The organism is Okeania sp. (genome assembly GCF_983059655.1).
Genome location: NZ_CEZPJD010000164.1, coordinates 1 through 12,417, shown reverse-complemented (window position 1 = coordinate 12,417; position 12,417 = coordinate 1). Strand labels below are relative to the sequence as shown.

General features: G+C 37.9%; 10 protein-coding genes and 1 riboswitch. Of the genes, 7 read left to right on the top strand and 3 right to left on the bottom strand.

The features are described 5' to 3' along the window. Nucleotides 1–458 precede the first annotated feature (458 nt). Nucleotides 459–1,736, bottom strand: coding sequence for a serine--tRNA ligase (gene serS, locus AC3DU7_RS11625; protein WP_488039509.1), 1,278 nt, complete (start codon nt 1,734–1,736; stop codon nt 459–461). Nucleotides 1,737–2,296: 560 nt separating this feature from the next. Here serS and AC3DU7_RS11620 point away from each other — a divergent pair. Further along, nucleotides 2,297–2,818, top strand: coding sequence for a pentapeptide repeat-containing protein (locus AC3DU7_RS11620; RefSeq protein WP_488039508.1), 522 nt, complete (start codon nt 2,297–2,299; stop codon nt 2,816–2,818). Between the two features lie 110 nt (nt 2,819–2,928). Here AC3DU7_RS11620 and AC3DU7_RS11615 read toward each other — a convergent pair whose 3' ends face one another. Continuing rightward, a complete protein-coding gene (locus AC3DU7_RS11615; RefSeq protein ID WP_488039507.1) occupies nt 2,929–3,153 on the bottom strand; it encodes a hypothetical protein in 225 nt (74 codons plus the stop codon). A gap of 377 nt (nt 3,154–3,530) precedes the next feature. Then, nucleotides 3,531–3,714, top strand: a riboswitch (cyclic di-AMP (ydaO/yuaA leader). A 112-nt stretch (nt 3,715–3,826) separates the two neighbouring features. Between AC3DU7_RS11615 and AC3DU7_RS11610 the strand changes: the two genes are divergently transcribed. From AC3DU7_RS11610 to AC3DU7_RS11585, 6 genes are all read left to right on the top strand, one after another. Further along, nucleotides 3,827–4,189 (top strand): hypothetical protein, encoded by a 363-nt coding sequence (locus AC3DU7_RS11610; RefSeq protein ID WP_488039506.1) that lies wholly within the window; start codon nt 3,827–3,829, stop codon nt 4,187–4,189. Between the two features lie 347 nt (nt 4,190–4,536). Continuing rightward, entirely contained in the window at nt 4,537–7,611 is a 3,075-nt protein-coding gene (locus AC3DU7_RS11605; RefSeq protein ID WP_488039505.1) for a CHAT domain-containing protein, read from the top strand. A 407-nt stretch (nt 7,612–8,018) separates the two neighbouring features. Beyond that, entirely contained in the window at nt 8,019–8,255 is a 237-nt protein-coding gene (locus tag AC3DU7_RS11600) for a type II toxin-antitoxin system RelN family antitoxin (RefSeq protein WP_488039504.1), read from the top strand. Next, nucleotides 8,252–8,434: a hypothetical protein gene (locus AC3DU7_RS11595; protein WP_488039503.1), complete on the top strand. Its 183-nt coding sequence runs from the start codon at nt 8,252–8,254 to the stop codon at nt 8,432–8,434. The genes AC3DU7_RS11600 and AC3DU7_RS11595 overlap by 4 nt, the downstream gene beginning before the upstream one ends. Nucleotides 8,435–8,600: 166 nt before the next feature. Then, nucleotides 8,601–9,815 (top strand): caspase family protein, encoded by a 1,215-nt coding sequence (locus AC3DU7_RS11590; protein WP_488039502.1) that lies wholly within the window; start codon nt 8,601–8,603, stop codon nt 9,813–9,815. Nucleotides 9,816–9,818: 3 nt separating this feature from the next. Then, the gene (locus tag AC3DU7_RS11585; protein WP_488039501.1) at nt 9,819–10,031 is read left to right on the top strand and encodes a hypothetical protein; all 213 of its coding nucleotides are present in this window, start codon (nt 9,819–9,821) and stop codon (nt 10,029–10,031) included. A 377-nt stretch (nt 10,032–10,408) separates the two neighbouring features. On the opposite strand, the gene acs is transcribed toward AC3DU7_RS11585, so the two are convergent. Beyond that, complete coding sequence (gene acs / locus AC3DU7_RS11580; protein WP_488039500.1) at nt 10,409–12,376, bottom strand: acetate--CoA ligase; 1,968 nt, start codon at nt 12,374–12,376, stop codon at nt 10,409–10,411. Nucleotides 12,377–12,417 lie beyond the last annotated feature (41 nt).

The following is a 12,417-nucleotide window of genomic DNA, read 5'->3' as shown; positions in this document are numbered from 1 at the left end:
TAGGAGGCAACCCACCCCTAATACCAATTTGGTAAATGTTTGCTACAAATACTGGTTTGGTAAATGTTTGCTACAAATACTGGAACTATTTCTAGTAGCCAATAGTCAGTAGCCAGTAGTCAGCTAGATTGAACTGTTATTCTCATTTTTGACCATGACATAATTCTCCAAGTGCTAAATATACATCTGACTTTAACCATTTTTTTTGACCAAACTATTCGTAACGTTCTTTTTTCAAAATGGTATAACCCCTCCCAGGAGAGAAAGACAGGAGAAATGGAAATGAGGTAGGAGGTAGGAGTAAGAATTGTCCAAAGATTGTTCTACCCAACTATGCACCTAAAAAAAGAGAAAGTTTTTTTATCACTAATTATCCGGACATAATATGACACCCTATCTCCGCGTCACCGTGTCTCCCCCTCTCAGTGTCCTCAAGAACCCATCTCCTCACATCACAATTACAAAAATTCACGCCCCATAAAAGCTTGCAGCACCTCTGGTATTTTTACACTACCATCAACCTGCTGATAATTTTCCAAAATAGCCGCCATAGTTCGTCCTACTGCTAAACCAGATCCATTCAGAGCGTGAACATACTTAGTGCCTTTTTTCTTTCCTTCCTTAAACCGAATATTTGCCCGACGTGCCTGAAAATCTTTCACATTAGAACAACTAGAAATTTCTCTATATGTTCCTGATGATGGCAACCACACCTCCAAGTCATAACACTTAGTCGCAGAAAAACCTAAGTCTCCAGTACACAATTCTATAATTCGATAAGGTAACTTCAGTGCTTGTAAAATAGCTTCTGCATCTGCCACCAATTTTTGATGCTCTTCTTCAGAGCGATCGGGATGCACAATTTTTACCATTTCGACTTTATTAAATTGATGGAGTCGAATTAACCCCCTAGTGTCTTTGCCATAAGCACCAGCTTCTCGACGAAAACAAGGAGTATAAGCACAGTGATAAATAGGTAGTTGTTCCGCAGTTAAAATTTCATCCCGATACAAGTTCATGGTTGAAACTTCGGAGGTAGGTATTAACCATAGATCGTCTGCTTCACACTTAAAACTATCCTCAGCAAATTTTGGTAGTTGGCCTGTAGCTGTCAAAGACTGACTATTTACTAATAATGGAGCCATAACTTCAACATAGCCACCTTGAATATGGCGGTTGAGCATAAATTGAATGATGGCACGCTCTAATGCTGCTCCTGCTCCTATTAATGCCACAAAGCGACTTTGAGCAATTTTTACCCCTCGTTCAAAGTCAAGAATACCTAGTTTTTCCCCAATTTCGTAGTGGGGAATAATTTTTGGATTTTGGGGTATATATTCATCGCCCCAACGTTTGACTTCGATGTTTTCTGCTTCACTTTTTCCTAAAGGTGTAGACTCACTAGGTAAATTAGGAAGAGGTAAGAGCAAGGCTTCTATTTTGGCCTTTATCTCTTTTTCCCTGGGCTCTAGTTCGCTGAGTTGGGTTTTGATTTGATTTCCCTCATCTTTTAAAGCTTGAACTTCGGGCCCCTTAGAGTCCCTGCCTGATTTAATTTTTTCTCCTACCTGTTTACCGATCTGGTTACTACGAGCTTGGAGTTGCGATCGCTCTGTTTCCAGTTGTCGCTGTTGCTCATCCAATTCTAGAATTGGCTGTAAGTCGTAGTCTCCACGACGGTTGAGTAATTCTTGTACAGTTGCCAGATTTTCTCGAATTTGTCTAATATCTAACACAATTTTTCCCTAGACCCTTAATTTATCCCACTTATAGCGCTTCGTGCAGGCAATAGGCAATAGAGGGAATGAATGTAAGGTAAAAGGCAGAAGGCAGAAAGAACAATTGGATAGGATTTTATACCAAATTGATAGATGTTTGCTACAAATAGTTGGGATCTTTATTATAATTCAAAATCTAGAATGGATAGATTTAATACCATTTTTGATGTTGTAAATTATCTTTTTCGTCAAATATACTTTATTTGAAAGTCTTTTTATTATGCTTATTATTTGTAACATTCTTTTTTTAAAATGGTTTTATATAAAATCCGGTTATCACAGTAATTGCAAAATTACTTCCTCTAAATACAGATGTTTTATATAAATACAAATTTAAAAATTGAATAGTTCAAATCCTTTCTTGATTCTATGCCTTCTGACTCCTGACTTCTGACTCCTGACTTCTGAGATAGGGTTGTTATGAAAATGAGTACAAATAATGATGTAATTTTTATGATATGATGCTAGCAAAATCAGATATCTAACATTAAATTCAGTAATTTCTTCAGAAGTAAAACATGAGATCTCTATACTTATTAACAACGACATTATTAACCGTATTCTGGTTAACTATTCCAGTATCTGCTCAACCTAAATCTAATTCTATGGAACGCATCAAAACTATTCAGCGTTTATTAAACACTTATGAGTGTCAAGGTTGTGACTTGGGCGAAGCAGACTTAAGCGAAGCAGACTTAAGTGAAGCTAACTTACTAGGGGCTAACTTACAAAAAGCTAACTTGAAAGGAGCTAATTTAAGAGGTGCTATTCTGAGCGGTGCTAATTTGATTGAAGCAAATTTAGTAGGGGCTAATTTATCAGGTGCAATTATGCATGGTACAACTATGCAAAAAGCAGATTTGACAGATACTAACTTATCTTGGGCTGATTTGTACCAGGCATATATGGAGAAAGCTAAGTTAAATAGAGCTAATTTATCTAATGCAAATCTTAATCAGGCAAAATTGGAGCAAACAGATTTTTGTGGAGCTATTCTACCTAGTGGTAAAAAAGGAGATTGCTCTAATGACAAAAAATAGAGATTGCTTTAATGGTAAAATTATAGAGAATTATAGAGGTTGTCAATCGGAATTCTGATGCATAAAGTTTCTAAATAATAGTAAAATTCACCATTTAATTAAGTATATTTTTATACTACAACAGATATTTCATCAACTACTTTAATCCTTCCTCTATAAATTGCACGAATTAGTCGGTCTATTGAGCGTTTTTCGTATTCTTGTAAAGATTCATCAAATATAGCAGCCATTAATCCATAGCGGTCGGCTATGGTAATGTAACCGTTTTCATTAGCTTGAGCAAAAAGGTCTCCTAATGCACATGGAAGAAGATGGACAGGAGGGTCTACACACATAATATTTACCTTTAAATTCTACAGTTCTAGTATGACTAATTATCTATTTTTACACGGTGATGCAACATTAAGATAGTAAGCGATCGCACTGACTATATTTGGTGATTAAAATCACTATCAATATGTGACAACTAACAATGGAATTAGTGATTTGCAATATAAATCACTAAATTTAAAACTTTGCGGAAAACTATCCTCAGTATTAGAAGTATATAGGTGTACCTCAATCTTGTTGGAGCAACAGTATAACCACAGTTTCATACTTTACTAACCATCTTCTTAAATTACAGGCTGAAAACTTTGATACAATTTAAAAAAAATTCTATAAAAAAGTGTTGACAAACCTGATAGAACAAGTTAAGATAATATTAAAAGCAAAAGACAGTCAGCCTAATCTAGTAAGTAAAGACACAGTGAGAGTGTCGCTGGAGCGGAGGAACCAAATACAGGGGGCTTATCTCTGAGAAGAAGTCTTTGAATGTAGAAAAACAAAGATGCAGAGAAGGGAATCTCTCAACCCTAGCCCGTCAGCTAACTTCGTAGGCATATGAGAGGAGAATGAAGAGTCAACTTTCTATAAAAATTTAGACAGATTGTCAATTCAGTATCCTTGGTTGGTATAGGTCTGATTTGTTGCGCCCGATAAACTTGACTCTGACGATCGATCTAGAAAATGTTAGAAAAACTGAATATTCCCTTTTTTGCGACGCTTGCCGTAGTTATTGTTATACCTCAACAGGCAGTATGGAAGCGCATCTGTCGCTTCGTCACGCTTGACTTAGTTTTGTTACCCGCATTAGGATTTTTTTGGACTATAGTGTTGTTTTCTATGGTTAATACCTTTTTGACAACGTTCATACCCAGTCCTTGTTTACCAACAGTGATCGGTACAGCTATAAGTGTTTCTAAAGTATCCAGAGGATACTTAGGAGTAGCTCAAGCTTTCTGGCAGTGTTCTGGTGAAGCTAACGATATAAATGCTCTGTCTGTTCCTCAAGTTGGTTCTCAACTAGAACAAGCTTACGCATCCGTTTAACGTATATTATTACAACTATATATTTTATAGGTACTACCTTACAAGATTCTATGATTGTAAGGTAGCGCTTGTCATTGGAAAAATCTATGCGATCGATCAATGAGAACAATCTTATAGCAGGGGGCAGAGGAAAAATATTAGTGTATACAACTTTACCTTTTATTATTTGATATTCGTCAATTTGGTTTGATCGCTGTCGTGCCATAAAACAAGCGACTTAATCCAGAGTTCAATATTGAGTTTAGGCAAACTCAGTTTCTCGTAGGACATTTATGGGAGCTGATAACTGATGACTGATAACTGATAACTGAAATTGCATATCTTCCTTGAAACTAGAAATATAATAGATGAAAATTTCTAGTTGTGAGGAAAGGGTTAAATTTATGGTTTTTCCTAAGAGGTGGTTGTCTATTCTCAGTGTTAATAGTCTGATGTTATTTAATATCAGTTTTCCTGTATTAATGTTGCCCAATATTGTCAATGGGGGAGAAGTTATAGCTCAGACAGACCCCAATGTGGAAGCAGAAAAATTATTGAGGCAAGGATATGAACTACTTAAACAAGGAACAGCAGAATCTAAAAAACAGGCAATAGAAATATCGGAAAAAGCACTGCAACTTTATCGGGAAGCTGGTAACAAAACCTGGGAAGCTTTGACGCTTCTTGGTATTGGCCGTGTCTACAGTGATTTAGGAGAAAAACAAAAGGCACTCGATTACTTCAATCAATCCCTGACTCTATGGCGAGAAGTGAGAGATAAAACAGGGGAAGCTAGGACTCTCACTGATATTGGCCGTGTCTACAATGATTTAGGAGAAAAACAAAAGGCACTTGATTACTACAATCAATCCCTACCACTATTGCAACAAGTAAGAGATAAAACAAGGGAAGCTGCCACTCTCCATAATATTGGCCGTGTCTACAATGATTTAGGAGAAAAACAAAAGGCACTCGATTACTTCAATCAATCCCTACCACTATCACGACAAGTGGGAAATAAATTTGGTGTTGCTACAACTCTCTATAATATTGGCGCTGTCTACAATGATTTAGGAGAAAAACAAAAGGCACTCGATTACTTCAATCAATCCCTACCACTATCACGACAAGTGGGAAATAAATTTGGTGTTGCTACAACTCTCTATAATATTGGCGCTGTCTACAATGATTTAGGAGAAAAACAAAAGGCACTCGATTACTTCAATCAATCCCTGACTCTATCGCGACAAGTGGGGGATAAATCTGGTGTTGCTACAACTATCAATAATATTGGCGCTGTTTACAATGATTTAGGAGAAAAACAAAAGGCACTTAATTACTACAATCAATCCCTACCACTATGGCAAGAAGTGGGGGATAAATCAGCGGAAGCTGCCACTCTCAATAATATTGGCCTTGTCTACGATAATTTAGGAGAAAAACAAACAGCACTCAATTACCTCAATCAATCCCTACCACTATCACGACAAGTGGGAAATAAATCTGGTGTTGGTACAAGTCTCAATAATATTGGCCTTGTCTACGATAATTTAGGAGAAAAACAAAAGGCACTTAATTACTACAATCAATCCCTACCACTATTACAACAAGTGGGAGATCAAACAAGGGAAGCTGGGACTCTCAATAATATTGGCCGTGTCTACAATGATTTAGGAGAAAAACAAAAGGCACTCAACCACTACAATCAATCCCTGACTCTATCGCGACAAGTGGGATATAAAGCAGGGGAGGCTATTACTCTCTATAACATCGCTCAGGTTAAACGAGACCAAGGCAACCTCACCGAAAGCCTAACATTCATAGAAAAATCCATAAAAATAATCGAAAACCTACGCACCAAAATCGTTGCTCAAGACCTCCGTACATCCTACTTTGCCACAGTTCAAGGTTACTATCAATTCTACATCGACCTCCTAATGCAACTCCATAAACAAAACCCCAACCAAGGCTACGATGCCAAAGCATTAAATGCCAGCGAACGCAGTCGCGCCAGAAGTCTATTAGACATCCTAGCAGAATCAGGAGCTGACATCAAAACCGGAGTAGACCCCCAACTCCTTGCCCAAGAAAAACAACTACTGCAAAAACTCAACACTTTAGATCAAGCACGACAACTCAACACCCCTGGATACAACCTCGACGAACTCAAACAACAAATAGAAACCCTCACAAACCAACTCCAACAACTAGAAGTAAAAATTAAACAAAGCAGTCCTCGTTACGCTAACCTCAAATATCCAGACCCCCTAACTGCCTCAGAAATTCAACAACAAGTCATCGACAAAGAAAGCATACTTTTACAATATTCTCTGGGAGAAGACCGTAGTTATTTATGGTTAGTAACTCCCACAAAAATTAGCAGTTATGAACTACCTCCAAGAAAGGAAATAGAAGAATTAGCTAAACAATTTAGAGAAGAAATCACCTCTCTTTCCCCAGTACCAGAAACGGGAAATAAATTAAGTGAAATCTTATTGTCGTCTGTAGCAAATAAATTAGAAAATAAACGACTATTAATAGTAGGAGATGGAATCTTACAGACCATTCCTTTTGCAGCTTTACCACAACCACAAAATCTAAACAAAACCAACTATCAACCCTTAATTGTTAACAATGAAATTGTCACCTTACCCTCAGCTTCAAGTATTGATATTCTTAGAAAACAAGTCAAAGGCAGAACCCCCGCTCCCAAAAAAGTAGCAGTATTTGCCGACCCAGTATTTGAAGATAACGACCCCAGGTTAAAAACAGATTCTCAGACAAAAAATCAAACCGAAACAAAAAATAATGATTTAACAAGAATGGCATTAAAACGTTCTATAGGAGATTTTATAGCTTTATCATTCCGTCGTTTAGAAGCAACTCGTAAAGAAGCAGAAGCAATATTAGCATTAGTTCCTGACAATTTAGAACAACTATCCTTGGACTTCGATGCTAATCGAGAAACCGCAATAAATCCCAAATTATCTGAATATCAAATAGTACATTTAGCTACCCACGGACTATTAAATGAAACTCAACCTGAATTATCAGGATTAGTACTTTCTTTGTATGACAAAACTGGTAAAGGAAAACCAGGATTTTTACAATTAAACGATATTTTTAATTTAGAAATGCCAGCAGAATTAGTAGTATTAAGTGCTTGTCAAACGGGAATCGGCGAAGAAATTAGAGGAGAAGGATTAGTCAGTTTAACTAGAGGATTTATGTATGCGGGAGCCAAACGAGTAGTAGTAAGTTTATGGAGTGTGGCAGATAATTCGACTTCTAAATTAATGCAAAATTATTATCGGAAAATATTAGAAACAGGTAAAAATCCTGTAGAGGCGATGAGAGAAACTCAGTTAGAAATGTTGAGTTCAGAAAATTGGAAAGCACCCTATTATTGGGCACCGTTTGTTGTGCAGGGAGAGTGGAGATAAAGTCAAAAGTTAAAAGTCAAAAGTCAAAAGTAAGAATAAAGAAAGTTTAATATTCAGTTCACACAAAACCCGGTTTATCATAAGTATAGCAACCACTAGGTTGGTGTTTGACAATTAGTAAATATTTGTAGGGTGCGTTAGGCGCTATCATTGAAAATATATTATATCTCAAAGAGCTTGTTGCACCGTAACGCACCTAATACCATTTATCTGTAACAATGCGCTTAATAATTCTTACCAAAACCTGAATTTTACTAATAGTTGTTATCTTTTATTAAGCGCAACTTCATGGAGAAATGGTATAAGTCAATGGTGCGTTACGCTATCGCTAACACACCCTACGGATTAATTGATCAAGTTGATGTTAGAATATTTCTAATAATCACTAAATAATTAATATCAGCACAATGAAAGCAATAGAAACCAATGGAAAAATTGATGATAAAGGAAATCTTATTTTAGAACATCCCCTAGAAATAAATACTCCTATAAATGTGCGAGTTATTATTCTTGTACCAGAAGATTCTGATACTCAAGAAATAGAGACTAATCAAACTAACAAAGCTAATTTTGAAAAAGCTATGGCTATTTATAAAAAAGGAAGTGAAAAATATAAAAATCCTTTGCGAGAGTTAGCCAAATGAAAGAACCTATTTGGATAGATGAAATTATTACTCAAGCTATTCATACAGACCAAATTATTCAACATGGAGGAAGTCCAGGAATTAGAGATAAAAATTTACTTTCTGCTAGTTTAGCTAGACCTCGACATTTGTTTAGTTATGGTCAACCAAATTTATTTGAACTTGCAGCAGCTTACTGAATAATGAATAATTAATAATGAATAATTAATAATTAATAATTAAGAGTTGATAGTTAATAATTGTTTATTCAACAATTCTGGTTTAAAGTCGACCCTTTTAAGGGGATAAAATAACTTAAATTAGTTTAAAATTTTAGCAAAATCCAGAAATCAGGAATGATTTAAAATGTCTCCTATCTCCCGCCGTAACTTTTTCCAATTTGCCAGTTCAATGCTTGCTACTCTTGGCATAAGTAAATTTAAGTTTCTCTCCCAAGCCGAAAATTATGGCAAAGTATTAGCTCAAAGTACACCACGCAAACTTGCTTTATTAGTAGGAATTAATAAATACAAAAAAGCGCCTTTAAGAGGTTGTGTCAATGACACAGAAATGCAACGTCATCTATTAATTCATCGTTTTGGTTTTAATCCAAAAGATATCTATATAATTACTGATGAACAAGCAACTCGCCAAGGGATTTTAGAAGCATTTGAAGAACATTTAATTAAACAAGCAAAGCCAGGAGATGTGGCGGTTTTTCACTATTCCGGACATGGTTCCCGCGTCAAAGATCCTAATCCTATTGTCAAAACCTCTTTGATGGATGGTAGTGGTTTAAGTGGTACATTAGTTCCGGTTGATAGTTCTTTGCCTCAAGGATATCCTAATGCTGGTGGTACTGTTAATGATATTATGGGGCATACTTTGTTTCTACTCACATCAGCTTTAAAGACAGAAAATTTTACCGGAATTCTTGATAGTTGTTTTTCGGGAATGACCACTAGAGATTTTACAGTTCGCTCTCGTGCAGGAGGAGAAAAAATAGAAATTGTATCCCAAGAAAAAGCTTATCAAGAAAAATGGTTATCTCGGCTTGATATGTCTGAGGAAGAATTTGTGAAAGGTTATCAAAGTGGTGTAGCAAAAGGAGTGGTTTTTGCTTCGGCTAAACCTTTTCAAACTGCTAAAGATGTAAAAATTCTTGATTTTCATGCTGGAATTTTTAGTTATTTATTCACACAATATTTATGGCAAGAAACAGCTATACCAGAAGAGGCGATCGCTTATGTTAATCGACAAATTCCAGCTAGGTTAAAACAGAATTCACTTTATGAAGTTAAGACAGGTACTAAATTAGATAGTAAAGCTATATATTTGACTGAAAATTACAGTCCTGTTGCTAATGCAGTAGTTACAGAAATTCAGGGCGATAAAGCTCAAATTTGGTTAGGAGGATTAGATATCAAAAAAATCGCTGAATTAACAACAGGTGCTGTCTTTAATGTTGTAAATTCAAAAGAAAAATCTACTGGTAAATTAATGTTTGAATCTCGTGATGGTTTATTGGGAACTGCAACAGTTAAAGGTATTGTTAAGCCTGGTTTTCTATTAACAATTTAAAGGGTGCGCTTCAACACACCCAATAAGGAGTCAGGAGTCAGGAGGGAAGAAAGAAGAAGAAAGAGAAAGTTTTTTGGTAGTCCTGCTTGCGTAATGGTATACAAGGAACAAGGGATGTTTGGCACGGGAGCAAGATGCTCCCACTGTTCTCGTAACAAAAATAATGCAATGCACAACCATGACAATGCACCACCAGCAGTTTTTTTTGATCGCTAATTATCCGGACATGATATACAGCAAATTCCAAGTATATGAAGTACAGATATGAAAAATTAAATGTTTCCAGTGCGAGCATCTTGCTCGCTTCGGGGTGTACCTCACCAAGGTGGAACCTGCTGTAACTTCTGACCGTAATGAAGTGTGTCTTAAATTCTGAAGACGATGTGTGCGGAACCATTTCCGCACGATAAAAGCGCCGTAGGCAACCTCAGAATTACACACTCACTTCTAACTTCTGACTTCCTTAGGCGGCATTGCATAATTGCGGGATGATTTTGTCACCAGAGCAGAAACCATAATCCCCGTGTCCCCGTCTCTCCGTGTCCCCGTGTCCCCGCGTCAGCCGAAATCATCCCAGTATTCAGCAACGCCCCTTACGCTCCACTCCGTAGCTTATCTAATACACTCCGGTCTTGTAACGTTGAAGTATCCCCAGCAATTTCCTGACCTGCCGCCAGAGACCGTAACAACCTTCGCATAATCTTACCAGAACGAGTTTTAGGCAAATCCTCAGTAAAGCGAATATCACCAGGACGAGCGATCGCTCCAATTTCCTGGACAACGTGCTGCTTCAACTCCTTCTCTAAAGCCTCATCTGGTTCGCGATCGCCTTCTAAAGTCACAAAAGCCACAATATCTTCACCCTTAACCTCATCAGGTTTACCAACAACTGCCGCCTCAGCAACAGCAGGGTGAGAAACTAATGCCGACTCTACTTCCATAGTACCCAGACGATGACCAGCCACATTAATCACATCATCAACACGACCCATAACCCAAAAATAACCATCCTCGTCTTTGTGGGCACCATCACCAGCAAAATAAATATACTCTCCACTCTTCGGGCGTAGATATTCCCAATAAGTACGACGGAAACGGTCGTCATCTCCATAAACAGTCCGCATCATTCCCGGCCAAGGATGCTTAATCACCAAATAACCACCATTATTACCATCCACAGACTCACCTTCCTGGTTGACAATATCAGCAATAATGCCAGGGAAAGGCAAAGTCGCCGAACCTGGTTTAGTCGGAGTAGCACCAGGTAAAGGAGTAATCATAAACCCACCAGTTTCAGTTTGCCACCAAGTATCAACTATCGGACAGCGATCGCCCCCAATAACACGGTTATACCAAATCCAAGCTTCAGGGTTTATCGGTTCTCCCACTGTTCCTAACAACCGTAAAGAAGTAAGATTTCTAGAATTGGGATGATGTTCTCCCATTTTCATTAATGCCCGGATAGCAGTAGGAGCAGTATAAAAAATAGTAACGCCATATTTTTCTACCACATCCCACAGACAACCAGGATTAGAAGCTCTTGGTGCGCCTTCATACATTAAGCTAGTGGCACCATTGGAAAGAGGACCATAGACAATATAACTATGACCTGTAATCCAGCCTACATCAGCAGTACACCAATATACGTCTGTATCTTGTAAGTCAAACGCCCATTTATTAGTAACATGAGTATAGAGGTTATAACCCCCTGTAGTGTGTACAACACCTTTAGGTTTGCCAGTAGTACCACTGGTGTACAGAATAAATAGCATATCTTCACTATCCATCGGTTCCGCTGGACATTCTCCAGAAACACCTTTTTGGACATCATGCCACCAATGGTCGCGCCCAGGCTCCATCTGAATTTCTTGAGCAGTGCGTTTAACCACTAGCACATTTTCCACAGTAGGGGCACCTGCGGCTAGAGCTTTGTCTACTTGTTCTTTGAGGGGAACAATGGCATCTTTGCGCCAACCACCGTCGGCAGTGACTACTAACTTAGCCTCAGCATCAACCAGTCTATCTTTGAGAGCTTCAGCACTGAAACCACCAAAGACAACAGTATGGGGAGCACCTATTCTTGCACAGGCCAACATGGCAATGGCTGCTTCAGGAATCATCGGCATATAGATACCCACGCGATCGCCTTTTTTCACTCCCAATTGTTTGAAAACGTTAGCCATCTGGCAAACTTCCCGATGCAGTTGGGCGTATGTAAGGGTGCGAGAGTCTCCGGGTTCTCCTTCCCAAATCAGGGCTGCTTTATTACGTCGCCAGGTGGTAAGATGACGGTCGAGGCAGTTATAGGAAATGTTGATTTTGCCATTAACAAACCATTTAACAAAAGGTGGCTGCCAGTCGAGGACTTTGTCCCATTTCTGAAACCAGTCTAATTCTGTTTCGGCTAGTCCTGCCCAAAATCCTTCTGGATCAGCCTTAGCCTTTTCGTAGAGTTGTTTATATTCTTCTATGCTTTTAATATTTGCTTTTTGAGCAAATTCTGTGGGTGGGGGAAAAAGGCGTTTTTCTTGTAGGATTGATTCAATAGTCGGTTGTGACATTTTTGTATTTGTAGTTACTGCTAATAATTATTGTGGACTTA

Coding starts and splice junctions, on each gene's coding strand:
- AC3DU7_RS11620 (WP_488039508.1), top strand. CDS start 2,297: ATGAGATCTCTATACTTATTAACAACGACATTATTAACCGTATTCTGG.
- AC3DU7_RS11615 (WP_488039507.1), bottom strand. CDS start 3,153: ATGTGTGTAGACCCTCCTGTCCATCTTCTTCCATGTGCATTAGGAGAC.
- AC3DU7_RS11610 (WP_488039506.1), top strand. CDS start 3,827: ATGTTAGAAAAACTGAATATTCCCTTTTTTGCGACGCTTGCCGTAGTT.
- AC3DU7_RS11605 (WP_488039505.1), top strand. CDS start 4,537: ATGAAAATTTCTAGTTGTGAGGAAAGGGTTAAATTTATGGTTTTTCCT.
- AC3DU7_RS11600 (WP_488039504.1), top strand. CDS start 8,019: ATGAAAGCAATAGAAACCAATGGAAAAATTGATGATAAAGGAAATCTT.
- AC3DU7_RS11595 (WP_488039503.1), top strand. CDS start 8,252: ATGAAAGAACCTATTTGGATAGATGAAATTATTACTCAAGCTATTCAT.
- AC3DU7_RS11590 (WP_488039502.1), top strand. CDS start 8,601: ATGTCTCCTATCTCCCGCCGTAACTTTTTCCAATTTGCCAGTTCAATG.
- acs (WP_488039500.1), bottom strand. CDS start 12,376: ATGTCACAACCGACTATTGAATCAATCCTACAAGAAAAACGCCTTTTT.